Origin of the sequence: Streptomyces longisporoflavus, from assembly GCF_014649775.1 — a bacterium.
In the GTDB taxonomy this organism is placed as follows: domain Bacteria; phylum Actinomycetota; class Actinomycetes; order Streptomycetales; family Streptomycetaceae; genus Streptomyces; species Streptomyces longisporoflavus.
This window is the reverse complement of sequence record NZ_BMTR01000007.1, coordinates 360,401-383,802: the sequence shown is the minus strand read 5'-3', so window position 1 is coordinate 383,802 and position 23,402 is coordinate 360,401. Positions and strand designations below refer to the sequence as shown.

General features: G+C 71.1%; 19 protein-coding genes. 12 read left to right on the top strand and 7 right to left on the bottom strand.

Annotated elements, in window-relative coordinates; all coding sequences use genetic code 11:
* Positions 1-6 precede the first annotated feature (6 nt).
* Positions 7-675: a YveK family protein gene (locus IE226_RS17490; protein WP_190082158.1), complete on the top strand. Its 669-nt coding sequence runs from the start codon at positions 7-9 to the stop codon at positions 673-675.
* Positions 672-1,802, top strand: coding sequence for a GNAT family N-acetyltransferase (locus IE226_RS17485; RefSeq protein ID WP_190082157.1), 1,131 nt, complete (start codon positions 672-674; stop codon positions 1,800-1,802). Before IE226_RS17490 ends, IE226_RS17485 begins: the two co-directional genes overlap by 4 nt.
* A 6-nt stretch (positions 1,803-1,808) precedes the next feature.
* On the opposite strand, the gene IE226_RS17480 is transcribed toward IE226_RS17485, so the two are convergent.
* Positions 1,809-3,062, bottom strand: a complete 1,254-nt coding sequence (locus IE226_RS17480; protein ID WP_190082156.1) for a glycoside hydrolase family 26 protein — start codon at positions 3,060-3,062, stop codon at positions 1,809-1,811.
* Between the two features lie 426 nt (positions 3,063-3,488).
* Here IE226_RS17480 and IE226_RS17475 point away from each other — a divergent pair, with 426 nt between their 5' ends.
* Complete coding sequence (locus IE226_RS17475) at positions 3,489-4,532, top strand: ATP-grasp domain-containing protein (RefSeq protein ID WP_373306974.1); 1,044 nt, start codon at positions 3,489-3,491, stop codon at positions 4,530-4,532.
* The gene (locus IE226_RS17470; RefSeq protein WP_190082155.1) at positions 4,525-5,793 is read left to right on the top strand and encodes an FAD-dependent oxidoreductase; all 1,269 of its coding nucleotides are present in this window, start codon (positions 4,525-4,527) and stop codon (positions 5,791-5,793) included. The genes IE226_RS17475 and IE226_RS17470 overlap by 8 nt, the downstream gene beginning before the upstream one ends.
* 243 nt (positions 5,794-6,036) lie before the next feature.
* Here the strand turns inward: IE226_RS17470 and IE226_RS45060 are convergent, their stop codons facing one another.
* The 3 genes from IE226_RS45060 to IE226_RS17455 all read right to left on the bottom strand — a co-directional run bounded on the left by IE226_RS45060 (position 6,037) and on the right by IE226_RS17455 (position 7,922).
* The gene (locus tag IE226_RS45060; protein ID WP_190082154.1) at positions 6,037-6,927 is read right to left on the bottom strand and encodes a chaplin; all 891 of its coding nucleotides are present in this window, start codon (positions 6,925-6,927) and stop codon (positions 6,037-6,039) included.
* A gap of 117 nt (positions 6,928-7,044) precedes the next feature.
* The gene (locus IE226_RS17460; protein WP_190082153.1) at positions 7,045-7,302 is read right to left on the bottom strand and encodes a chaplin; all 258 of its coding nucleotides are present in this window, start codon (positions 7,300-7,302) and stop codon (positions 7,045-7,047) included.
* A gap of 209 nt (positions 7,303-7,511) precedes the next feature.
* Entirely contained in the window at positions 7,512-7,922 is a 411-nt protein-coding gene (locus IE226_RS17455; RefSeq protein ID WP_190082152.1) for a rodlin, read from the bottom strand.
* Positions 7,923-8,127: 205 nt separating this feature from the next.
* On the opposite strand from IE226_RS17455, the gene IE226_RS17450 reads away from it, so the two are divergent.
* The 7 genes from IE226_RS17450 (at position 8,128) to IE226_RS17420 (ending at position 14,334) form a co-directional block, all read left to right on the top strand.
* Positions 8,128-8,538 (top strand): rodlin, encoded by a 411-nt coding sequence (locus tag IE226_RS17450; RefSeq protein WP_190082151.1) that lies wholly within the window; start codon positions 8,128-8,130, stop codon positions 8,536-8,538.
* A gap of 464 nt (positions 8,539-9,002) precedes the next feature.
* Positions 9,003-10,091 (top strand): LCP family protein, encoded by a 1,089-nt coding sequence (locus IE226_RS17445; protein ID WP_506417422.1) that lies wholly within the window; start codon positions 9,003-9,005, stop codon positions 10,089-10,091.
* A gap of 112 nt (positions 10,092-10,203) precedes the next feature.
* The gene (locus IE226_RS17440; protein WP_190082201.1) at positions 10,204-10,611 is read left to right on the top strand and encodes a rodlin; all 408 of its coding nucleotides are present in this window, start codon (positions 10,204-10,206) and stop codon (positions 10,609-10,611) included.
* Positions 10,612-10,714: 103 nt separating this feature from the next.
* A complete protein-coding gene (locus IE226_RS17435) occupies positions 10,715-11,041 on the top strand; it encodes a trypco2 family protein (RefSeq protein ID WP_190082150.1) in 327 nt (108 codons plus the stop codon).
* 11 nt (positions 11,042-11,052) lie between these two features.
* On the top strand, positions 11,053-12,120 hold the full coding sequence (locus IE226_RS17430; protein WP_268251284.1) for an effector-associated domain 2-containing protein: 1,068 nt from the start codon (positions 11,053-11,055) through the stop codon (positions 12,118-12,120).
* 79 nt (positions 12,121-12,199) lie between these two features.
* On the top strand, positions 12,200-12,412 hold the full coding sequence (locus tag IE226_RS17425) for a hypothetical protein (RefSeq protein WP_190082148.1): 213 nt from the start codon (positions 12,200-12,202) through the stop codon (positions 12,410-12,412).
* A 32-nt stretch (positions 12,413-12,444) separates the two neighbouring features.
* On the top strand, positions 12,445-14,334 hold the full coding sequence (locus tag IE226_RS17420) for an HEXXH motif domain-containing protein (protein WP_190082147.1): 1,890 nt from the start codon (positions 12,445-12,447) through the stop codon (positions 14,332-14,334).
* A gap of 102 nt (positions 14,335-14,436) precedes the next feature.
* Here the strand turns inward: IE226_RS17420 and fxsT are convergent, their stop codons facing one another.
* The 3 genes from fxsT to IE226_RS17405 all read right to left on the bottom strand — a co-directional run bounded on the left by fxsT (position 14,437) and on the right by IE226_RS17405 (position 21,503).
* The gene (gene fxsT, locus IE226_RS17415) at positions 14,437-18,339 is read right to left on the bottom strand and encodes an FxSxx-COOH system tetratricopeptide repeat protein (RefSeq protein ID WP_190082146.1); all 3,903 of its coding nucleotides are present in this window, start codon (positions 18,337-18,339) and stop codon (positions 14,437-14,439) included.
* Positions 18,340-18,743: 404 nt separating this feature from the next.
* A complete protein-coding gene (locus IE226_RS17410) occupies positions 18,744-20,276 on the bottom strand; it encodes a VMAP-C domain-containing protein (RefSeq protein WP_190082145.1) in 1,533 nt (510 codons plus the stop codon).
* A gap of 120 nt (positions 20,277-20,396) precedes the next feature.
* The gene (locus IE226_RS17405) at positions 20,397-21,503 is read right to left on the bottom strand and encodes a threonine synthase (RefSeq protein WP_190082144.1); all 1,107 of its coding nucleotides are present in this window, start codon (positions 21,501-21,503) and stop codon (positions 20,397-20,399) included.
* A gap of 318 nt (positions 21,504-21,821) precedes the next feature.
* Here IE226_RS17405 and IE226_RS17400 point away from each other — a divergent pair, with 318 nt between their 5' ends.
* Complete coding sequence (locus IE226_RS17400) at positions 21,822-23,396, top strand: S8 family peptidase (RefSeq protein ID WP_190082143.1); 1,575 nt, start codon at positions 21,822-21,824, stop codon at positions 23,394-23,396.
* Positions 23,397-23,402: the final 6 nt, after the last annotated feature.

Below are 23,402 nucleotides of genomic sequence, written 5' to 3'. Positions count from 1 at the left end.
TTCCTGATGACCGAAACCCTCAGCAGGCGGCTGCGCCCGACCGGTCTCCCGGCCCCGGTGCTTGCCCGCGTCAAGCGACTGCCCGTCCGGTGGATCCTGCCGGCGGGCGCCGCAGTCGGCGCCCTGGCCGGCGGTCTGTACGGCGCGGTGCAGACACCCGAGTACACCGCGACCAGTTACGTGATCGCCGTCCCGCAGAAGGACGCCGACCCCACCGCGGCCCTCGGCTTCGCCACGGCGTACGGCCGGGTCGCCACGCAGCTCGCGGTGCTCGGCGACGCCCAGGTCGAGTCGGGCGTCTCGCCGCAGACGCTGCGCGAGAGCGTGCGTGCGGCCACCTCGCCCGACGCCCCGATGATCTCCATCTCGGCGTCCGCGGCCGAGCCGGGCAAGGCGGCCGACATCGCCAACGCGGTGTCACGCTCCCTGACGAGCAACGCCAACCACACGAAGGAGAGCACGCAGGTACGCCTCCTCCAGCTGTCGCGCGCGGTCAAGCCGGCGGAACCCGCGTCGGCGTCGGCAGGCATGACCAGCCTGGTCGGCGCCTGTGCGGGCGGCCTGCTCGGCGGGCTCGCGCTCCTCGTGCGGCCCCGACGCGGCGAGGGCGACGACACCGCGCCGGCCACGGTGCCGGGTCCCGCGCAGTCCGCCGACGTCGACCGGGAGAGGTGACGAGCGTGACCGCCTGCTCCCTGACCACGGAACTCTGCACGGAAGAGGCCGAGTTCGCGGGCCTCGCCGAGGCGTGGGCCCGGCTGCACCGCAGGTGCCGTACGGCGACGCCGTTCCAGAGTCATGCGTGGCTGCACTCGTGGTGGCTCTCCTACGGCACGCGCGGGCGGCTGCGCGTGGTCCTCGTACGCCGGGACGGCGAACTCGTCGCGGCGGCGCCGCTGATGCGGGTCCGCCTCCCGCTCCCCGCGCTCGTGCCGCTCGGGGGCGCGATCTCCGACTTCACCGACGTACTCCTCGACGACGCGTTCGCCGACCAGGCCGCGGACGCGCTGGCCGAGGGCCTGTCGAGGCTGGCCCGCGGCGCGCTGATCGACTTCCGCGAGGTCCGGTCCGGAGCGGCGGTGGAGCGCATCTACGAACGCTGGCGCGGGCCCCGGCTCCGCCTCGCGGACTCGCTCTGTCTGGAGCTGCCCGCGGCGTCCATGGAGGAGCTGCTCGGCCGGCTGCCCGCACCGCGGGCCCAGCGGGCGCGCGCCAAGATCCGCAAGTTGGACGCCCTCGGCGTGCAGCGGCGGGTCGTGGGGCACGACGAGGTGGACGCGTCGGTGCGCACGCTCCTGCACCTGCACCAACTCCAGTGGCAGGGGCGGAAGGTGACGTCCGAGCATCTGCGGCCGCGGTTCTCCGAGCACCTGATCAGATCGGTGGGGCTCATGGTCCGGTCGGGCGACGCGGTGGTCACGGAGTTCCGGCTCGACGACGCCGTGGTGGCCGCCGATCTGACCCTGCTCTCGCCCCACCTCGTCGGCGGCTATCTGTACGGGGCGCATCCGCGGTTGCGCGAGCGGAAGGTGGACGTGGCGACGATGCTCCTGAACTCGTGCGCGGAGCACGCCGAGGGCGACCGGAGCCGGGTCCTCAGCCTGCTGCGCGGCAACGAACCGTACAAACACCACTGGCGCCCCGAACCGGTCACCAACCACCGGCTGCTCCTCGCCCGCAGGCGCACCGCCCCCGTGCTGCGGGCCGCGGCGTGGGACGCGGAAGCCCGCAGCCGGGGCAAGGAGTTCCTGCGCAAGCGCAGGGAGCGCAAGGAGCGCAGGGAGCGCCGGGAGCAAACCTGAGCGGAGCTACTTGTACCGGTGCCAGCCGACACGCATGCACAGCTTGCGGCCCAGCCAGTGCTCGGCCCACTCGCCCAGGTTCAGCGGGGAGCAGCCCGGCGGTGTCGGGGGCGTGGTCGGCTCCGGAGCGGGTTCGGTGCCCGTACGGCCGTAGAGCATTGTCCGGTAGGCCTTGGAGGACTTGGGATTGTCCTCGCACTGCCACACGCCGTGCGGGCAGTAGTCGGTGACGGTGTTGTAGAGCGGTTTGTGCTCGTCCATCCAGGCGAGCATTTTCCGCATGTACTCCTCGTTGTCGCCGTTCCGGAAGAGGCCCCACTCCGGATAGGAGATTTCCTTGCCGTGGGCCTTCGCGAATTCCACATGCTCCTTGAGGCCGTACGGTTCGCCGACCTGCCGGTCGAAATCCGTGCCCTCCGGCTGGTCGTACGAGTCCATGCCGACGATGTCCACGAAATCATCGCCCGGATAACACTGCGTCCAGGGAATGGCGTCCCGGCCTCTGTTCGGCGTGAAGTCGAACTTGAACTTCTGGCCCGGCACCGAACGCATCGTCGTGACGATGCGCTGCCAGTATTTCTTCCAGGCCTCCGGATCGGGGCCGCACCGGTGGGTGTACGTGGTGCCGTTCATTTCCCAGCCGAGTACCAGGACGGTGTCGGGAACGTCGAGTTTCACGAGCCGTTCGGCGAGCGCGCGGTAGTGCTCGTCGAATTCGCCCGCCGCGCCCCGGCCGAGCAGCGCGCGGACCTCGGAGTCGCCGACGTGGTTCTCGTTGCGCTCCATCATGGGGACGTTGAGCACGAAAAGCCGGTCGTCCTGCGCGCGCCGCCACTGGGCCCAGCTCTTGAGGAAGCCCGGCGCCCCCTCGATGTTGCTCCACTGGTCGCCCGGCAGATAGGTGTGGCCCACGCGCAGCTCCGCGCCGCCCAGCCACTCGCTGAGCTCGGCCATGCGCCGCACGCCGTCGGGCCCGTAGGTGAGGTAGGCGCCGAACGCGGGCTTCCCGGCCGCGGGGGGCGCGGGTGTCGCAGGGGCCGCAGGCGTCGGCGGGGCCGTAGGTGTCGGAGGGGTCGGTGGGGCCGTAGGGGTCGCAGAGGCCGTCGGGGCGGCCGGGGCCGTCGTGCCGTCCGGCGGCGCGGGGTCCTGACCGGCCCCCCACGCGTAACCGGGCCCCACGGCGAGCGCCGCCGACACGACGATTCCGGTGGCGGCGGATGCCAGCCGTCTATTGCCGATCCGGTGTCTTGGCAAAGCCATGGCCGCTCCTCGTGCTGATCCTCGTGCTGGTCCTCATGCCGGGCTCCGTCTACTGACACTCAGTCATATATATGCGCAATGCGCCAATGGAGCCGCTAATCCTCCGGGCGTGCCCATCGCCCGCATGGGGGATCGAATTGAGAGAATTCGGCAGTGCTAACTCTCGATACCCGGGTCCCCGCGGTTCTGCTGCGGATCGACCGGAATCCCTTTCATCACGGCACACTCGGAGCCGTTCGGTCACTTGGCCGTGCGGGAGTGGAGGTACATGTAGCGGCAGCCGATTCCGCGAGAAGTCCGGTCCGCAGCTCCCGCTATCTGCACCAGACGCACCCGCCGCCGCCGCCCGGTGCCTCGCTCCGGGAAATCGCCGCCGTATTGCGCCGCATCTCCCACCGTGTCGCCCGGCCGTCCGTACTCATCCCCATGGACGACGCGGGAGCCCTCGCGATCGGGCGCCTGCAGAAAGAACTGGCCGCCACCTATCTCCTGCCGGACCAGGCGAGCGGACTCGCGGAACGGGTGGCCGACAAGGCGACCCTGGCCCGCGTGTGCGCCTCCTCCGGCATTCCGCACCCGCTGACCCTCCTGCCGGAATCCACGGCCCAAGCCGCCGACGCCGTACGCAGGTTGGGGCTCCCCGTGGTCGCGAAGTGGAGCCGCCCGTGGCTGGTGCCCGCTGGGACGGGCCTGCGCAGCACGATCCTGGTGCGCTCGGAGCGGGAGGCCCTGGAGCTCTACGGCCGGAGCGAGGAGGCGGGCAGCCGCCTCCTGCTCCAGGCGTATCTGCCCGGCGGCCCCGGCCGCGACTGGTTCGTCCACGGATACGTCGACCGCAAGGGCGTCGTGCGCAGCGGCGGCTCCGGCCGCAAGCACCGCTCCTGGCCGCGCGGCGCGGGCCTCACCGCGGTGGGCGAGTGGACGCCCGACCCGGGCCTGCGGGCCGGCGTGGACAGACTGGTCGACACGCTGGGCTACCGCGGCATCTTCGACCTCGACTTCCGGGTGGACGCCGCGACCGGCGAGCACTGCCTGCTCGACTTCAACCCCCGCCCCGGCGCCCAGTTCCGCCTCTTCGCCGACGGCGCCGATCTGGACGTGGTGCGCGCCCAGCACCTGGACATGACACACCGGCCGCTGCCCGCAGGGGCCGTCCTGCCGGGCCGCGCGTTCGTCGTGGAGAACTACTCCCCGCTGACGGCGGTGCGCGTCCTGATGGCGGCGGGCCCCGCCCCCGCCGCGCCGCAGCGCCGCGAGCTGGCCTGGCACGCCCGCGACGACATGGCACCCGCGCTCGCCATGTGGGTGCTGTGGTGCCGCCACGTGACGCGGCGGCTCCTCGGCCGGTTTCCCGGCCGGTTCCCGGGCCGGCTCCTCGGCCGGCTGCGACGGAAGGTGCGCCCGACGGCCCCGCCCGCGCCGGCGGCGCCCGTAACGACGACGAGAGAGCGAGCAGTTGCTGATGTATGACCTGTTGGTTGTCGGAGCCGGGCCCTACGGCCTGTCCATCGCCTCGCACGCCGCCGGCGCCGGACTCGACGTACGGGTCTTCGGCAGGCCCATGGAGTCCTGGCGCGACCACATGCCGCAGGGCATGTTCCTGAAGTCGGAGCCCTGGGCGTCGAACCTCTCCGACCCTCGCCGCCGCTACGGCCTGGCCGACTACTGCAAGCGCAACGGCATGGAGGCCAGGCACGGCGAACCGATCTCCGTGGAGACGTTCGCCTCGTACGGCCTGTGGTTCGCGCAGCACGCCGTGCCGGACGTCGACGAACGGATGCTGTCGTCCGTCACCGCCTGCCCCGGCGGGTTCGAGGTGATCACGGAGGACGGCCAGGCCATCCACGGCCGCAAGGTGGCGCTGGCCGTCGGCGTGCTCCCCTTCGTCGAGATCCCCTCGGCGCTGCACGGGCTCGGCAGGGAGCACGTATCGCACAGCAGCCACCACCGGACCCTGGACCGCTTCCGGGACAAGGACGTCACCGTGATCGGCGCGGGCCAGGCGGCCCTGGAGACCGCCGCGCTGCTCGCCGAACAGGGGACGCGGGTGCGGGTGCTCGCCCGGTCGCACCGGCTGAACTGGAACACCGTGCCCCCGGCCCTGGAGCGGCCGTGGCGTGAGTCCCTCCGCGCTCCGCACAGCGGACTCGGCTGCGGCTGGCGCAACTGGTTCTACGCGGAGGTGCCCGGCGGCTTCCGGCGGCTCCCCGAGGCCACCCGGGCCCGCATCTCGGCATCGGCGCTGGGCCCCGCGGGGGCCTGGTGGGTGCGCGAGAGGGTCGAGTCACGCGTGGAGGTGCTGCTCGGCCACGAGGTCGTCACGGCGTCGGCCGCCGAGGGCCGGGTGCGGCTCGCGACCCTCGGCGACGCGAGCGGCGGCCCGGACTTTGAAACCGACCACGTCATCGCGGCCACCGGCTTCCGGGCCACCGGCGCGCGCCTGGGGATGCTGGGCCCGGACCTGCGCGGCGCCCTCGCGGTGAACGCGGCCGACGAGCCCCGCGTCTCGGCGGAGTTCGAGTCCTCGTATCCCGGTCTGTTCCTCGCGGGGCTGGTGACGGCTTCCAGCTTCGGTCCGGCCATGCGCTTCGTGCACGGCGCCTCGTACACGGCGGGCAGGCTGGTGCGCGGGGTCCGGCGGAGCCTGCGGCGCGGGCCCGGGGCCGCCGCTTTCCCGGCGCCGGTTCCCGAGCGGAACCGCCGCGCGCTCATGGGTTCCGTCAAGCGCTGAGCGGGAGTCCGTTTCGTCGGAGACTCGATCAGGTGATGCCTCCGGCGAACGGGTGAATCGGTTCTTCGTATGCGGCGACGAGGTGGTGGACTCTGTGTCATGGGACGGGCCTGGTTGCCCTCCGCCAGCCGTCGGCGTCTTCGCCGTAGGTCGGCAACACCCCCTCCGCGGGCCGGCCCTCCTGCCGCTGGCGGGGAAGAGACCCTCGGGTGTCTCTTCCCCGCCAGCGGCATTTCCGGCGTACTAGAGGCCGGATGAGGCGCGCCCGCGGCGGTAGAGGATCCCACCGCCGACCAGCAGAGCGGCACTCGCCGCGGCCGCGGCGAGAAGGCCCTCGTCGCTTCCGGTCTCGGCGAGCCGGTCCAGGGCGTACGGCGCCGGGGAATCGGCCGACGGCGCCCGCCCGGAGGTCGAGGACGCGACCTGGTGGGGCGACTTGGCGGAGTGCGCGGGCCCGGTGACGGAGCGGTCGGCGGGCGGCTCGGCGGCGGCCCGTGGCGGCGTCTCGTGCTCACGCGGCGGTGCCTCGTGCCCCGACGGCGGCTCCTCGGGCCCGGGGAACGCCGGCGCGGACGTCCCCTCGGCGCAGCCGTTGCCCATGGCCGGGTTGAGCAGGCCGATCACGTCCACGGTGTTGCCGCAGGCGTTGACCGGCACGTCCACGGGTGCCTTCGCGTTGTTGCCCGTACCGACACCGGGCGACCCCACCGTGTCGCCCTCGGCCACCGACTGGGTGCCGGCGTGCGGGTCCGAGTGGGCGCTCGGGTGCGTGCCCGAGTTCGTGTGCCTGTCCGGGGCCGGAGCCGGAGCCGGGGCCGGCGCAGAGGCGTGGCTCGGCCGGTCCTCCGTCCTGCCGGACGTCCGCCCCTGCGTCGGTACCGGTGCCGGTGCACTCGCGTGCTCCCGCACGGAGTCCCCGTGGTTCGCGCAGTTGTTGCCGAACGAGGGGTTGGCCGCGCCGACCACGTCCGCGGTGTTGCCGCAGGCGTTCACCGGGACGCCCACGGGGGCCTGCACGCTGTTGCCCGACAAGACGCCGGGCGAACCCGCCGCCACCGCGTTCCCGTCCGTTGCGAGCGCGTTCGAGCCGGACAGGGAGAGGATGCTGGTCGCGGCGGCCGCAGTCGCGAGCATCCCTTTACCAATTACCTGTCGCAATCTAGTTGTCTTCCTCTGAGCAGTGGAAAGCCGGCCTTGGAGTCGAAGTGACGGTCCAAGGCCGGCCATGAACAGCCTGGTGGCTGAGCGCTATCAGGTGTTGGCGCAGGTGTTGCCGAACGCCGGGTTCAGCAGACCGATGACGTCCACGGTGTTGCCGCACACGTTGAGCGGGATGTGGACCGGGATCTGGGCCTGGTTGCCGGACAGCACGCCGGGGGACCCGACGGCCGCGCCCTCGGCGCCGGCGTCGGCGAACGCGGGGGCCGCCATGCCCATGGTCATCACGACACCAGCGACGATCGTTGCGCTCTTCTTGTGCTTCACAGATGTTCCCTTCTCTGTGGTCATGCCGATCTGGCAGTCGAAACCGAGCGAGAACTTCTGTTGACGTCTCGCACCATGACCTGCAATCTGCAAACGAGTTAAAGATGCGGAAGAAACCACCGGCTTCTCCCGTTCGGGAAATTCACCCGAATTACCGCGTCCGAAAATGGAGCAGCCCGGGCTGCCGGGCCTCGGGGAGAGGCGGGCAGCCCGAGCGATCTCACACCGGCAGATCAGCTGTTGGACTGACCGTTGCCCGACAGGAGCGGGATGTCGTTCAGGATGTGCGACAGCGGCTCGTCGCCCTTGGCCTGCGTCGAGTTCTCGGTGCACTGCTGGTTCTGCGGCGCCGAGAGGATCGGGATGTCCTGGACGGCGATCGGCACGAGGCCGACGAGGGAGCCGATGTTCGCCTTGGCCGGGAGGCCGATGCAGGGCTTGTTCAGCGAGCCCTGGACGAGCGAGAGCTGGGGGCTCATGTCGCCGTGCGTCGCCGAGTTGCCGTACGCCTGCTCGGCGCCGTTGCCGCTCAGGGAGGTGGTGCCGTGGTCGTCACCGATGGCGAGGGCCGACGGGGCCGCGGCAGCGGACATACCGACAACGGAAACGGCAACTGCCGCCGAGGCCATAGCCTTCTTCATCATTTTGCGTGTTCCTTTTCTGGCAGACGCTCGAGTCACTGCCCCCTGACCAACTCGCGGGTGCGATGCGGGGTTTCGGGTCTTCACTCGGTTGGGCGTTCATCGGGCCTTCGTTGGGCCATAAGAGTGAAGCGGAGCAACTATGCGATGGGCGTGGAGTTAATCAGAGCGCTCCGGCGAACGGGGTTTCTCCAGAAGGGAATTAGTTGTGATCAAGAAGGGTATGGCTGCAGCCGCGGTTGCCGTCTCCGTCGTCGGCATGTCGGCCGCCGCAGCTCCGTCGGCGCTCGCCATCGGCGACGACCACGGCACCACGTCGCTCAGCGGTAACGGCGCCAAGCAGGCGTACGGAAACTCCGCCACGTACGGCAACATGAGCCCGCAGATGGCACTGATCCAGGGCTCGCTGAACAAGCCCTGCATCGGCCTCCCGGCCAAGGCGAACATCGGCTCCCTCGTCGGCCTCGTGCCGATCGCCGTCCAGGACATCCCGATCCTCTCGGCGCCGCAGAACCAGCAGTGCGTGGAGAACTCCACGCAGGCCAAGGGCGACGAGCCGCTGTCGCACATCCTCTCCGACATCCCGGTCCTGTCGGGCAACGGCACGAACAACGACTGATCTCCCGTACAGCGCTCAGCGGGCCGCCGTTCACCGGCGGCCCGCTGTCGTGCGCAACCGCGCCCGGCCGTCAGCCCCGTGGCCAGGGGTCGCGCGCCACAAGGGCCTGCCATTCCTGGTCGGGCCGGCCCGGAACTGTCTTTCCCTGCCTTTCCCAGGAATCCTGCAACGACGTGTAGATGGGATCCTCGACGCGGCGTTCCGGAGAAGTTCTGCTCAATGGGATGAGGCCCTGACGCCTCCATTGCTGCTTGAAGTCAGCCATATTCCCTCGCCATCGACGGGCGTGTGTCGAGCGATCTGTTCCAATTGCGAAAACCAGCGAAACCGAACGGCTCGGAGCGAAACCGAACGGCTTAGGTCGAACGAGTTGTTGTTCGTGCGCGCCACGAAGATCCCGCACCCGCGCCCCGTAGAGCGATTTACGGTTTCTCCGTACCGGTTCCCCCGCAGCGGAGATCAGCTTGCTCACTCACCTCTTCTCACCCACCGGGTCGCGGCGGGCGCGCCGGCTGCGTCTCGCCGTTCCGGGGGTTCTTCTCGTCGCGGCCGCCGCTGGAATGGGAAGCGCCACCGCGCTGCCTTCTCCCGTCCAACGCGTCGACGTATTCGGCGACATGAAGAACCGACCGGAAGAGGGAAGAGGTATGAATATCCTGCTGATGGGGACGGACGGCCGCGACACCATCACGCGCCAGGAGAAGCGGAAGTTCCACGCGGGCGGTGTCGCCTGCGACTGCACGGACACGCTCATGCTGGTCCACGTGTCCTGGGCGCGGGACCGCGTCAGCGTCGTCAGCATCCCCCGCGACTCGTACGCCGAGATCCCCGCGCACCGCGACGAAGCCACGGGAGCGATGCGCGCGGCACATCCGGGAAAGATCAACGGCGCCTACGCGCAAGGCGGCCCCACGCTGTCCGTGCGTACGGTCGAGGGGATGACCGGCGTCCGCGTCGACCGGTACCTGCAACTCGACTTCCGGCGTTTCATGGACAGCGTGGAGACGGTCGGAGGCGTGGAGGTCTGTACGCCCCGCCCGCTCAGGGACAAGACGACGAAGCTGGACCTCGCGCCCGGCACCCACCGGCTCGGCGGCGGCCGGGCACTTCAGTACGTCCGCTCCCGCCACGTGGACGACAGCGCCGACTTCGGGCGGATCCAGCGCCAGCAGCGCTTCCTGATCGGGGCGCTGCGCGGCGTACGTGCCCAGAACGTCCTCGCCGATCCGCTCAGGGCGGCCCGGCTGAGCCGGTCGCTGGTCGGCGCGGCGCGGACCGACCGGGGGTTCAGCGCCCGGCAACTCCTGTCGCTCGCCCGCGTGGTGGAGCGTATTCCGCCGTCGTCCATGGAGTTCACCACGGTGCCGGTCAGCGGCTTCAGCACGTCGCTGAACGGCGCTCTCGAATGGGACCGGGCGAAGGCCACCAAGGTATTCAGGGCGCTCGGCGGCGATCGCCCCCTGACCCGCCCCGACTCCACGGCCAGGCTGAGCGATCCGCCGAGGTTCGGCAGCCCGGCAACCGTCCGCGGTCACACCCTGGCGTGCCGTTGACGGCCGTCCGATTACTAGGCCGACCGGGTCATAGGTCGAAACCATCCCCCGATCAGACAGTTGATCATCACGACGGCTCTGCCAACGGAGCCCGCTCTTGAAGGGAATCAAAATGAAGAAGCTCCTGGCATCCGCGGCCATCGCCGCCTCTGTCGCCGGTATCTCCGCCGGCATGGCGCCCCAGGCCCTGGCCATCGGTGACGACCAGGGCACCACGTCCCTGAGTGGCAACGGCGCCGAGACGGCGTTCGGCAACTCCGCGACCAAGGGCAGCCAGAGCCCCCAGCTCACCCTCGTCCAGGGCACGCTGAACAAGCCCTGCATCGGCCTGCCGGTCAAGGCGAACATCGGCGCCCTCGTGGGCCTGGTGCCGATCGCCGTCCAGGACATCCCGATCCTGTCGGCGCCGCAGAACCAGCAGTGCACCGAGAACTCGACGCAGGCCAAGGGCGACGAGCCGCTGTCGCACATCCTCTCCGACATCCCGGCGCTGTCGGGCAACGGCACGAACAACAGCTGAGACCCCGACAGGGGCCGGCCGTCGTCGTGCCGGCCGGCCCCTTCGGCCCTCCCCGGGTCGCCTCCGCAGTGTGGGGGCGACCCGCCGGGGGTAGAGGCCCGGCGTGATTGAACTCGCCGACATGATCGCGCAGTTACGCGGAGAACTCGCCGCCGCCATGGCCGCGGCGCAGGACGCCGAGGACGCTGGTGGCCCCGGGGGCGCAGCACTGCGCTTTGAACTGGGTCCCGTACAGCTTGAGGCCGAGTTCGCCGTGCAGCGGTCCGATTCGGCCGACGGCAAAATCCGCTTCTGGGTCGTCGAGGCAGGTGCCTCCGGCCAGCGGGCGACCAGCACCACCCATCGCGTCACCCTCAGCCTGGAACCCCGCGTACGCGGCTCCGACCGGCGGCCACAGGTCAGCGGCGACCAGGCCGAGAACGAGCGCTGAGCGCCCGGGCGATGTCGGTACCAGGGGGACTTGAGGCGGCGCGGGTCGCCGAAATACTGGTCGAGAGGCCGGGCGGACATCGCGGGCGGCGCGGGTCCGGCTACCGCGTGGGGGACAGGCACGTGCTGACCGCCGCCCATGTGGTCGAGGACCCGGTGGCGTCGGTGCGGGTGCGCTTCGACGCCGATCTGCCGGGGGAGTGGAGCGCCGGCGTACGCGTCGTGCTGTTCGCCGAGGCGGTGGACGTAGCCCTCCTGGAGATCACGGAGCTGCCGGCCGGCGTCGCCCCTGTCGAGAGCCCTCGCTACGCCGCCGTACCCGAAAGCGACGTCGTGCTCCCCGTCAGCGCGATGGGCTTTCCCCGTTTCAAGCTGCGGGACAGCAGCATGCGCCTCCTCGACGACGGGGCTCCGGGCCAGTACCGCGACTCCTGCCATGCCTCGGGGACGGTCTCCGTCCTGTCCAACCGTCGCGAGGGCACACTCGAACTGGCCGTTCTCGCGCCGCGCGCGGACCCCGAACCGGAGCGTTCTCCCTGGGAGGGGATGTCCGGCGCGGTGGTCTGGTCAGGCGGTGCCGTCATCGGTGTGATCAGCGCTCACCACCGCTCGGACGGCCTCGGCCGGCTCGCGGCCGGCAGGGTGGAGCACTGGTACGACGCGCTGACCCCTGCCGAGTTGGAGCGCCTCCACCTGGACGCGGGCCTGCCGCTGCGTGGAGGCCTCGCTTCCGCAGGGGATCCGCAGGGCCCCGAGGCCGCCGTGAGCCTGGTCGATCTCCCCGCTGACCTGCCGTTGCGTGAACTCCTCGGGCTCGTGGACGCGTTGGTGGACGTGCCCGTGCTCGGCGATCCGAACGGCCTGGGCACGGTGCTCTCCAGCATCGACGCGGTGATCGCCGCGAACCGCCCCAGGGACGCCCGGCTGAGGATGGACATCTACGGCATCGTGCGCACCTGTCTGCGTTACCGGGGCACGCTCGATCAGCTCCTGGAGACCGTACGGCTCCTGGAGGGGAAGTCGGCGGAAGTGGACCGCGTCGACCGGGAAGCGGCTCAACTGGCCAAGCGGCACAGCTGACTTGATGTCGGGCACGGCTCGGATGCGGGGTTTCGCAGCGTGCCGTGCTGGGTCATGATGAGGGAGAAAGGGACTGCGCATGCACGGAATCACGGGAGGGGACTTGGCAGCCGTGGAGCGATCGATGCCTGCCGTCGAGTCCGATCTCGTAGATCTCTCGGGGGTTTCTCTTGAAGCGCTGCTTTCCTTGGACGGCAGTGCGATCGAGGGGGCGCTCGGGCCCCTGCTTGATCACATCGATGACGCCCAGGCCATCACGAATACGTACGGAGGGCCGTCCCGCTTTGACTGACGGGACCGCCCCGGCGCCGTGGCAGGCAGCCCATGTCGGTTAGGCCCACGGGCCCGGTGGCACTGCCGCTGCACCGCCTTTCGGTCGCCGGGTTCCATGACCTCGCGCGGGGTGAGGGCGGCCGGGCCGTGGTGGAGGAGCTCCTCGCCGCCGAGCGCAGCCGCCGCATGCTGTTGCTGCGGGCGCTGCACGACGGCCTCGCCGGGAACGGAGCGCTGCCCCCGGCCGGAGCAGCCCTCTCGTACGGCGACGCCTGGTCCCTCCTGAAGCGCGCCCAGCGGACGGACCCGGATGTCTTCGACGACGTACTGATGTCACCGAGCACGGGGATGTGGCTCTCCCTCGCGCTGCGCCGGCTCCGGGGCGCCCCCGCGGAGGACACGCCTCTGTGGGTGGTGACGGGCCACTTGTCCGCGCTCGCCGCGTCGGCGGGGGCGCGGGCCGGTCTCGACTTCTCCATCGCCGTGCCGGTGAGCCGGGGCATCGCGTTCCTGCCGACGCTGGGCTGTGCGGAGCTGGGCTGTGCGGAGACCGGGGCGACGGAGCCGTGGAGCACCGCGCGCGTCGAGGCGCGGGACGGACAGGTGCGGATCAACGGCGAACAGGGCACGGTCCTTGTGGGTTCCGGCGCAGGAGCCCCCGGGGCACGGAACGGCGCGCGCGGATGGCGTGCTGTGCGGCGGGTCGCCCCGGGAAAGCCGGGGCAGCAGCTGCGGATCGCGCTCGATGAGTTGGACCCCTACCGCACGTTCCCGCGCCCGAGCGAACCCCTCCTCCTCACCCCCGCGGACGCGCGGGCATGGCAGACCATGCTCACCGAAGCGTGGGAGATCCTGCTGCGCGACGAACCGCAGAGCGCCGAGGCGATGCGCGCCGGGCTGATGTCGGTGACCCCCACCCCGGCGAGAGAAAGGTTTCGGCCGCACAGCGTGACTGCGGGCGACGCCTTCGGCGGGGTCATGGCCTCGCGGCCGGACGACGCCCCGCAGCTCGCCGCCACCCTGGTGCACGAGTTCCAGCACATCAAACTGGGCGGCCTGATGCGGCTGCGCCCGCTGAACGCGAGCCACTCCGCCCACGGTCCCGAAGAGCTCTTCTACGCTCCGTGGCGCGACGATCCACGCCCGCTCGGCGGCCTGCTGCAAGGGATCTACGCCTTCGCGGGGGTCGCCAGGTTCTGGCGCGCCCACCGGCACTCAGCCGACGCCGCGCACGCTTCCCTGGCGCACTTCGAGTTCGCGCTGTGGCGCACGCAGGTGTGGTCGACGGTGAACTTGGTGCGCACGCACGAGCGGCTGACGCCCCTGGGGCGGCGCCTCCTCGACACCCTGCACGAGAGCTGCGCCGCGTGGCTGGACGAGGCGGTGCCGGAGACGGAGCTGCGCCTCGCCCGGGAAGTGGCGGCCGGGCACCGGGCACGCTGGCGCGCCCACCATCTGCGGCCGCCCGCCGCAGCGGTGGACGACGCCGTACGGGCCTGGCAGCGCGGGGACGAGCGTCCCCCGCCCGCTCTCGCCGGCGAGCCCGTCCTCGTACCGGACTCCGAGGCCCAGTTCCTGGACACCGAGGCCGTCCTCGCCCGCTACGTCCTCACCGGCGCCGGTGAGGACGCGGGGGACGCCCGGGGTGCCGATGACGCCGATGTCCTCCTCGCGCGCGGTGACCGTGCCGGGGCGCGGGACGCCTTCGCCGCGCGGCTTGCCGCCAAGGGGGCGCCGCCCGGTGCCTGGGCCGGGCTGGGGCGTGCCCTCGCCGGTGAGAAGGCACATCAGAGCGCCGCACGGCTGTTGCGGAGCTTCCCGGAGCGGACGTGGGCCGTGCAGAGTGCGCTGGAGAAGGCGACGGGTCAGGGGGCCGATCCGGTGCTGCTCGCGGAGTGGGTGGCACGGGGCGCACGGGGTCCGCGGGAGCACGGCGGCTGACGCAGGCTTGGTCGGCCGGTCGAACTCGGTCGGGCAGGCGAAAGGGGCGGGTGTGTGCCACCCGCCCCTTCGCCCTCGCTCACAGCCTGGTTGCCGGCCTGGTTACAGCGGCACCGGGTCGATGTCGCAGTTGGCCCGCTGGCCCGCCTTGGCCTGGAGTGTGGCCGGGTGCGGGGTGCCGGGCTCCACGAGGAGCCGGGGAGCGTCGAGTACGCGTTCCATGCGGGCCAGGGTGTCGGCGCGCAGGGCGGCGCCCTCGGCCTCCTCGCCCAGCTCGATCAGGTCCATCGCGAGGTTCCCCGCGCACGCCAGCGTGGTGGGGTGGTCGTCGCCGAAGGTGACGCGGCAGTGCTCCAGCGTCCGCCGCCCGAGCTCGCGGGCCGCGTGGTGGTCGCCGAGCGCCGCCAGGTCACTCGCCAGGTTGATGGCGGTGGCCAGGACGATGGGGTGGGCCTCGCCCAGGCGTTCGGTCAGCGAGGCGAGCGCGGCCTCGTCGAGACGCTTCGCCTCACCGGGCTGGCCGAGAAGGCGCAGGGTGACGGCGAGGTCGACGTCCGCCGACAGGACATGCGGATGCTGCGGGGAGAAGATGTTGCGGTACTCCTGGCAGGCCTTGATGCCGCGTTCGCGGGCCGCGTTCAGGTCGCCGTTCTGGCGCAGGGCCACCGACAGGGTCAGGGCGGCGGACAGCGACGAGGGGTGGGTGTCGCCGTACCGGCGGGTGAACTTGGAGTACGCCTCCGTGGCGAGCTCCAGGGACTGCGCGTGGTCGCCGGCCTTGCGGGCGGCCTCGCTGAGCTGGCGCATGGTGTGGATGGTCGAGGGGTTGCCACGGCCGAACACGTCGCGGTAGGCGTCGAGGACGGCCTGCTGGCGGGCCCTTGCACCTACATAGTCACCCCTCTCGCGTACGTCGATGGCGACGTTGTTCTCCGTCATCAGGGTCCGCGAGTGATCCTGGCCAAGGACGCGCAGACGCAGCGCGAGGGTGCTCTCGTCGAGTTCGAGGGCCTGGCGGAAGTCTCCGACCAGACGCAGGCTCGTGCCGAGGTTGTGGGCGGCGTCGAGCGTCGTGGGGTCCTCCTCGCCGAAGGCCCTGCGCGCCCGCTCGTAGACCGTCGCGTCCAGCTGGGCGCCGAGGGCGAACTCGCCCTCGACGCGGCGCACCGCGGCCTCCAGACCGATCGCGGCGAGCGCGTCCTCGCGGACGTCCTCGCGGCCCGGGGGCGCCGTGCGCTCGTAGATCTCCTTGAGCTTGGCCACCAGTTCGACGGCTTCGCCGTGCCGGCCGAGGACCCAGTAGATGTAGCAGAGCCACTGCCCCATGAGCAGCGTCTGCTGGTCCTCCTCGCCGAAGACGCTCTGCCACGTCTCCCAGGCCTGCTCGGAGAAGTCGAGCGACACCTCGTGGTCGCCCCAGTGGTAGAGGTACCGGGCGACGTTCATGACGAGCTGACGCACCCAGGGCTGGTCCGACTTGATGGCGTCGGAGGCGATGACGTGGCCGTAGAGCTCGGCGTAGCGAGGCCAGTTCGCCGCCGTGGTGGGCGCCTTCGGGTCGGCTGCGGCCAGCAGGGTGTGGGCGCCGTGGCGCATGCGGGTCTGTTCCTCGGGGGTCATGCGGTTGTTCAGGACGAGCTGTACGAGGCGGTGCATCTCGATGGAGTTCGTACGGTGGTCGATGCGGGCGAGGGAGTAGCGGTTCACTTCCCTTATGGCGCGCGCGAGCCGCATCGGGTCGTTCAGGGTCGCGTCGAGCTCGGGGAAGATGCTGCTGTTCCCGAGGCCGGAGAAGATGGACCGCGAGATCGGGTCGGGGGCGAAGTACGAGCAGAGCTGAAGCAGGCGCAGGGCCGAGGGGCTGCGGGTCTCCAGGTGGTCCAGGGAGACGTTCCAGGCGGCGGCGACCGGGAGTTGGTAGTCCGGGGGCGGGGACGTCTCCAGGAGCTCGGTGCGCTTGTTCTCGAAGAGGCGCAGATACTCCGAGGCGGGCATGCCCGTCTCCGCACGCCACGCGGCGGCCTGTTCGAGGGCGAGCGGCAGGTCTCCGAGCGCCTCGGCGAGCCGGTCGGCCTCCTCCTCCTGGAGGGGCGGCCCGGAGTGGCGCAGGAGCTGCTTGCTCTCCTCGCGGGTGAAGACGTCCACCTCGAGCGAGCCGCCGACAAGGCCCCACCGCCGGTTGCGGGAGGTGACCAGGATCGTGCCGTTTCCCCCGGTGGGGAAGTAGTGGCGGACCTGCTCGGGGTTGTCGGCGTTGTCGAAGATCAGCAGCCAGCGCGAGAAGGGACGGCCCTCGCGCAGCGCCTCACGCACCGCGGGCCCCGCGATGTTCGCCTCGGTGCTGGTCTCGAGGCCCAGGCGCCCGGCCAGTTCCACCAGGGCCTGACCGATCTGGCCGGGCCGCTCGGAGGGGATCCACCAGACGATGTCGTACTCGCCCTGGTGGCGGTACGCGTACTCGATGGCCAGCTGGGTCTTGCCCACGCCGCCCATGCCGTGGATCGCCTCGGGCAGGACCGTGGTCGTGCCTTCGCGCAGGCGCTCGCCGAGGAGTTCGAGGAGCTCTGTACGGCCGGTGAAATTGGGGTTCCTCGGCGGTAGGTTTCCCCAGACGCGCGGCTGTGATGTGCGGTCCCCCTCCACTGTTTGCTGGGGCGTAGTCGACATCACCGATGCTCCTTCAGGATCGGGCCGGGAGAGGGGGATTTCACCGCTTTTCTCCAGGCTTACTGCGTATCGACGATCGTGCCAGCCAAGTACCCCTGCCAGCAGGGCGGCGCGCTGCATGAAACGTCCGGAGAGTGCCCTCAGCGCGGCGAGCTCCACGCGGAGGAAGCCGATATTGCGACTGTTCACCCGGGGCATGGCCAGGGTGTCCAGGGGTTCCGAGGGGGAGGGCAGCAGCGCGGCGGCCTCGGTGCCGTCGCTTGCCAGCAGCGCGCGTACGTCGTGCAGGATGCGTGCCGTGTCGCTGCGGCGGCCGAGCGCCAGGAGCTCCTCGCGGATGTCGGGGGCGAAGGAGAACGCCACGTCCGCGATGTCCTCTCCCCGCGCGCCGCTGGGCCGGACGAGGCCGCTCATCAGGAGCTCCGACGCGTGCACCGGGCCCGCCCCCGGTGTGGTCGCGAGGACCTTGCGGATCAGCGGGAGGCTCAGGGGGACCGCGGCCAGGCGTGTCGCCAGGGTGAAAGCCGTGGGTGAGGCGCCGGCGCGGAAGTCCGACACGCGCTCCGCGGCGGGCACCGTGCTCAGGGGGTCGGGCACGTCGTCCGTCCAGGGCAGGGCGCGCGCCGCGTCGGGGCGGCGTTTCCACTCCCGCGCCCGGATGGCGGACATCTCCAGCCACCGCGGTTCGGGCCCCGTGACGAGCTGGGTCCAGACCTCGGCCCAGCGGTTGGTCAGCGCCAGGACCGGTACGAGTACGGCGTCCGCCTCCGGCTCGGGTTCCTGCGGGTCGTGGGTCTCCACCGGGGCCTCGCGCAGCTCCCAGTCGAGCTCCTTGTTGGCCGCCCAGGCACGGGCGGCGCGCAGCCTGACCCGGCAGACGTCAAGGCCCGTACGGAACCACAGCTGCTGGGGGAGCACATGCACCACGGCGACCGGGCCGCCCCGCCCCCAGGCGCGCAGCAGCGGCATGACCGCACCGGAGCGCCAGCCGGCGGCCAGGCCGTCGGTCAGCACGAGGATCACGCGCCGCACGTCCCCGGCGCTGCCGAGCGGTTCCTCGGGGCCGAGGCGCGCGGGATCGGTCTCGTCGGTGCCGCGCAGGCGCAGTACGCGTACGCGCGCGAAGTCCCCCTGGCGGTTCAGCTCGTCGACAAGGTCGCCGACCGCCTGGTCCCACACCTTCATCGTCAGGTGGTCGTCGATGACGAGGACCGCTTCGGCGCGGTCCTGTCTGCCCGACGGGCCGGGCCTCGCATGGCCGAGCCGGCCGAGAACGGACGCGGCCTCACGCCGTGCCCGCGTGGCCGGTCCTTGCCGCTGTCCTGAGTCGTCATGCATATGCGCCCTCAAGGCGTCGTGGCGGCCTGGACAGTTGTGCGGAGTCCCGCAGAGCGCGGGCGTGCGTGACATCCACAGGCGCAGCGTGACAGTGCGCCCGCACTGCAAGCAAGGGGGTACGGCGGCATGGGCCTAAGAGCGCGTAAATCGTGCTAGAAGTCGCGCCCCCGGCAGGGAAAGCCGTGGCCGCGGGGGAAACCCGGGTGCCTCCGCCGGGAAGCCGGGTGCCTCCGGAGGGAAGCGCGATGTCCCCGGCGGGGAGCGCGGCGTCCCCGGCGGGACACCTCGCACGCCCGGCGGGTGGCAGCCGCACGGCAGCGGAGGCCGGCTGGTTCATGGCGCGGCACCCCCTGTCGCCGTGTGCGGAAGGTTCACTGCCATGGTCGGGCGGCCGGCGGGCCCGTTCAACTCGTCACCGTCGCACGGTCGGGCCCGGGCGGGCCGGGTCTGCGTTCCGGGTCGTCGACCAGGATCGCCAGATGGCGCCCCACGTGGTTGTCCCAGCCCTCGGGGCCCAGCGCCAGAGCCTCCTTGCGCCAGTTTCCGGCGCGCGAGACGAGACTGGCGAGGCCCCGGTCCTGGACCATCTCGGCGACCGCTTCCTTGAAGGCGGGGTCGCCGCAGTCACCCCGGTGCCAGATCATCGCGGGCACCCCCGCGCGCAGGCCGGCCATGAACTCCTGCTGGCCGGTCGGCGAGTCGGTGCCGGGCGGCTGGCTCAGCACCAGGCAGACCGCGTGGTCGTCCTCCTTCAGCTCGCGCTCCAGGTGGAAATGCGACTGGCCGGGAGGGTTGAAGTACGAGTGGCTGTCGGCGGGCTGCTCCTTGAGCTGCCGCCACTTCTTGTGCCAGGGCCGGTGCCAGGCGGCTTTGCGCAGGCGCTCGAAACTGCGGATCAGCACCGCGTAGTCCATCACCAGGGGGGTCGGCGACGGGGAGGAGGACTCCTTGTGCCACCACTCCACCGGCTCGCCCAGCAATTCCCACGGGAGGATGAATTCCAGTACGACCGGTTGCCGCAGGTCCGCCCAGCGCTCCTCGGTCTGCTCGATGAGTCCCTCGACCTCGGCGGGCAGTTCGTCGCGGTGCAGGTGCACGGTCTCGCCCGGCACGGGATGCCAGCCGTCGGCGTCCGACTGCCGCCAGTGGGAGAGGAAATAGCGGTCGGGCTCCACTCCGTCGGGCTCGAACTGGATCATCAGATAGGCGGGCACCATGGGCGGCGGGGCCTGCTGGGTCAGTCCGCTGCGCTGCCAGTCGATGATCTGTTCCTCGAGGCCCCATGCCCTGGCCTGTTGACGGTTCCAGCGACGCAGGGTCTCCGCTGCCTCCATCAGTCCGTCCTCCACGAGACGTTCGGCGGCCAGGGCCAGGAACGCCATGCTCACGGGGAGTTCCCTCGCGGCGGTGTTGTCGCCGGCCAGTCGTAGGAAGACTGCCCACCCCGTGTCGCACCACGCGGGCAATTCCTGGGTGCGCGACCGGCTCGCGCGCCGGGCGAGTGTGGCGAGCATGGCCGACGAGCGCATGTCCCGCAGGATCGGCTGGAGGGGGTACAGGTCGGCGCCGTCGAAGAACTCCACGGCCTCCCATTCGTCCACGAGCCGCATCAGCGCCAGAACGGCGGACGACTGCTGCTCCAGGTACTTCAGGCAGCGCACCAGGCACGGCAGCCCGTCAGAGACCTCCGTGCAGCGTTCCACCAGGTCGAGGAGCCAGGGCCGCAGCGCGGCGCCGCGCAGCGGCTGCACGGGGCACTCCAGCTCGTCGCTCAGCATGCGCACCCATATGTCGGCGCTGTTCTCCTGTCGTACCGTGCCCGATTCCTGCAAGACGTCGACGATGTCGGCGACCAATTCGTGTCGAACCCTCGCCGGGCTGCGCCCTTCCACCCCCGTGACCTCCCCGATCGCCACCAGCAGTTCAGCAGTCAGCACTCGCGTATCGATGGTGCCGACAAGCGTACGGCCACAGACCCGCCCGAGGCAGGTCTCCGGCCATTCGGGGCGCGGAGCTTGAACTTTGGTGGTGCACCGTCAACTTGCTTGTGTCGAGCGTCAGTTCGTGGCCAGGCCGGACTTCAGGCCCGCCCCGCAGAGCGGCACCACGGCCGTGCGGTCGCCGAGGGCGCCGTCCCGTACCGCCGCCCAGCAGGCGGCGGCGGTCGTCTCGACGTACAACCCGCGGCCCGCGAGGTCCGTCTGGGCGTGCCGGATCTGGTCCTCCGTCACCGTCAGGAAGCCGCCGCCGGAACCGCGGACCGAACGGAGGATCTGCCGGGCGCGAGGCGGGCGCGCGATGGCGATGCCCTCCGCGAGCGTGGCTGACACCGGGGTCGTGCCCGGCGGCTCGTCGGCGCCCGTGCGCCACGCTTCGGCGAGCGGGGCGACCGCCCCGGCCTGCACGGCGTACAGCGCGGGCGCCTTCGCGATCAGGCCCGCCGCGTGCAGCTCCCGCACCGCGAGGGCCGCGCCGAGCAGCAGGGTGCCGTTGCCCACGGGGATGACGAGCGCGTCCGGCAGTCGGCCGCCCAGGTCCTCCCAGAGCTCGTGTACGTACGTCTTGGTGCCCTGGAGGAAGTAGGGATTGTGGACGTGCGAGGCGTAGAAGACGCCGGGTCCGTCGGCCGCCGCCCGGGCCGCCGCCGCCGTCCGTTCGCGGTCCCCGGGCACGACGTCGAGCCGGGCTCCGTGCGCGCCGATCTGCTCCAGCTTCTTCGGTGACGTGCCCTCGGGGACGTACACCGTGCAGGGGAGTCCCGCCCGCGCGCAGTAGGCGGCGACCGCCGTGCCCGCGTTCCCGCTGCTGTCCGCGATCACCCGCTCCGGGGCGAGCCGCAGCGCGAGGGCGGCGAGCATGACGGCGCCGCGGTCCTTGAAGGAGAGCGTCGGCATCAGGAAGTCGAGCTTGGCCGAGATCGCGCCATCCAGCGGCACGAGCGGTGTGCGGCCCTCGCCGAGCGAGAACGCGGGGGCGGGCAGTGGCAGGGACTCCGCGTACCGCCACAGGGAATTGACCCTTCCGCCGAGGGACTTCAGCGGTGCGGGATTGGGGGAGAAGTCCAGGTCGAGCGGGCCGCGGCAGACGGGGCAGCACCAGGCGAGGGTGCCCGCGGGGACCCGGGTACCGTCGCTGGGGCAGAAGCAATCCGGCAAGGCTGTCATGTCCGCAGGCTAGTTGGGGCAGTTGGGGCGGATGTGTCATGACGGGTGCGTGGCGGTCATGTTGCGTCCGGTCCTGACCCTTGTGGGATTCCTATGGATCCGCCAATCTTTCGTCGCGACGGAGGCAAGAAAGGGCATGTTGCTTGACATGCACCTGGTAATTGCCCGGGTTCCGCCGGCGCTGTACGCGGGCACCACCAGCATGTGTGCGGTGGCCGCCGGTACAGCGTGCGAGCACCACCCAGCACCCCACAGCACTCCCAGCACTTCCAGCACCACCCCCCACCAACGCACCATCTATTGAGGAGGACCCCTCAGATGGCAGTGATGCGTCATGCCCGCCGAAGAATGGCCGGGATCAGCGCGACAGTGGTCGCGGCCCTGGCGCTCGGCGCCGTGTCCGCGCTCCCCGCGACCGCGCAGCCGCGACAGGCACAAGGCACGGTGGAGAACGCCGGAGTCCCCGGCGCGATACCGGGCAGCTACATAGTCAGCCTCGACGAGGACGAGGCGAAGGCGGGCTCCAAGGCGGGCAAGGCCCTCGCCGAGGAGTACGGCGCCGAGATCAAGCGCACGTACAAGAAGGCCCTCAACGGCTACGCGGTCGAGCTCTCCGCGGCCGAGGCCAGGAAGTTCGCCGCCGACCCGGCGGTCGAGTCCGTCGTACAGAACCGGACGTTCACGATCGACGCCACCCAGCCGAATCCGCCGTCCTGGGGCCTCGACCGCATCGACCAGAAGACGCTCCCGCTGAACAACTCCTACACCTACCCGGACTCCGCCGGCGAGGGCGTCACGGCCTACGTCATCGACACCGGCGTCCGCATCACCCACAGCGACTTCGGCGGACGCGCCTCCTACGGCTACGACGCCATCGACAACGACAACACCGCGCAGGACGGCCACGGCCACGGCACGCACGTCGCGGGCACCGTCGGCGGAACCCTGCACGGCGTCGCCAAGAAGGCGAAGATCGTCGGCGTGCGCGTCCTGAACAACCAGGGCTCCGGCACCACCGCGCAGGTCGTCGCCGGCATCGACTGGGTCACCCAGAACGCGGTCAAGCCCGCCGTCGCGAACATGTCGCTCGGCGGCGGCGCCGACAGCGCCCTGGACACGGCCGTACGCAACGCCGTCGCCTCCGGCATCACCTTCGCGGTCGCGGCAGGCAACGAATCCGTCAACGCCTCCACGCGCTCTCCCGCGCGCGTGACCGAGGCCATCACGGTCGGTGCCACCACGAGCACCGACGCCAAGGCGAGCTACTCCAACTTCGGCAGCGTCCTCGACCTGTTCGCGCCGGGTTCGTCCATCACCTCGGCCTGGAACAGCGGCGACACCGCGACGAACACCATCTCCGGTACGTCGATGGCGTCCCCGCACACCGCGGGCGCCGCGGCCCTCTACCTCGCCGACAACCGCTCGGCGACCCCGGCGCAGGTGTCCGCGGCCCTGGTCGGCGCGGCCTCCACGGGCGTCGTCACCAGCCCCGGAACGGGCTCGCCCAACCGGCTCCTGAACGTGGGCACCGGCTCGACGAATCCGCCGGGCAGCAAGTTCGAGAACACGACCGACTACGCGATCAGCGACAACGCCACGGTCGACTCGCCGATCACCGTCAGCGGAGTCCCCGGCTCCGCCCCCGCCGCGCTGAGCGTGCCGGTCGCCGTCAAGCACACGTACGTGGGTGACCTCCGGGTGCAGCTGATCGCGCCCGACGGCACCGCGTACACGCTGAAGGGCTATGGCACCGGCGGCAGTTCGGACGACATCAACACCACGTACACGGTGAACGCGTCGTCCGAGACGGCCAACGGAACGTGGAATCTGCGGGTGAGCGACAACGCGGCGCAGGACGTCGGGAAGATCGACTCCTGGGGACTGCAGTTCTGAGTGACC

Coding starts and splice junctions, on each gene's coding strand:
- IE226_RS17420 (WP_190082147.1), top strand. CDS start 12,445: ATGTCGGTTAGGCCCACGGGCCCGGTGGCACTGCCGCTGCACCGCCTT.
- IE226_RS45060 (WP_190082154.1), bottom strand. CDS start 6,927: ATGCTCGCGACTGCGGCCGCCGCGACCAGCATCCTCTCCCTGTCCGGC.
- IE226_RS17440 (WP_190082201.1), top strand. CDS start 10,204: ATGAAGAAGCTCCTGGCATCCGCGGCCATCGCCGCCTCTGTCGCCGGT.
- IE226_RS17470 (WP_190082155.1), top strand. CDS start 4,525: ATGTATGACCTGTTGGTTGTCGGAGCCGGGCCCTACGGCCTGTCCATC.
- IE226_RS17475 (WP_373306974.1), top strand. CDS start 3,489: ATGGACGACGCGGGAGCCCTCGCGATCGGGCGCCTGCAGAAAGAACTG.
- fxsT (WP_190082146.1), bottom strand. CDS start 18,339: ATGCATGACGACTCAGGACAGCGGCAAGGACCGGCCACGCGGGCACGG.
- IE226_RS17425 (WP_190082148.1), top strand. CDS start 12,200: ATGCACGGAATCACGGGAGGGGACTTGGCAGCCGTGGAGCGATCGATG.
- IE226_RS17480 (WP_190082156.1), bottom strand. CDS start 3,062: ATGGCTTTGCCAAGACACCGGATCGGCAATAGACGGCTGGCATCCGCC.
- IE226_RS17405 (WP_190082144.1), bottom strand. CDS start 21,503: ATGACAGCCTTGCCGGATTGCTTCTGCCCCAGCGACGGTACCCGGGTC.
- IE226_RS17460 (WP_190082153.1), bottom strand. CDS start 7,302: ATGACCACAGAGAAGGGAACATCTGTGAAGCACAAGAAGAGCGCAACG.
- IE226_RS17455 (WP_190082152.1), bottom strand. CDS start 7,922: ATGATGAAGAAGGCTATGGCCTCGGCGGCAGTTGCCGTTTCCGTTGTC.
- IE226_RS17430 (WP_268251284.1), top strand. CDS start 11,053: ATGTCGGTACCAGGGGGACTTGAGGCGGCGCGGGTCGCCGAAATACTG.
- IE226_RS17400 (WP_190082143.1), top strand. CDS start 21,822: ATGGCAGTGATGCGTCATGCCCGCCGAAGAATGGCCGGGATCAGCGCG.
- IE226_RS17490 (WP_190082158.1), top strand. CDS start 7: ATGACCGAAACCCTCAGCAGGCGGCTGCGCCCGACCGGTCTCCCGGCC.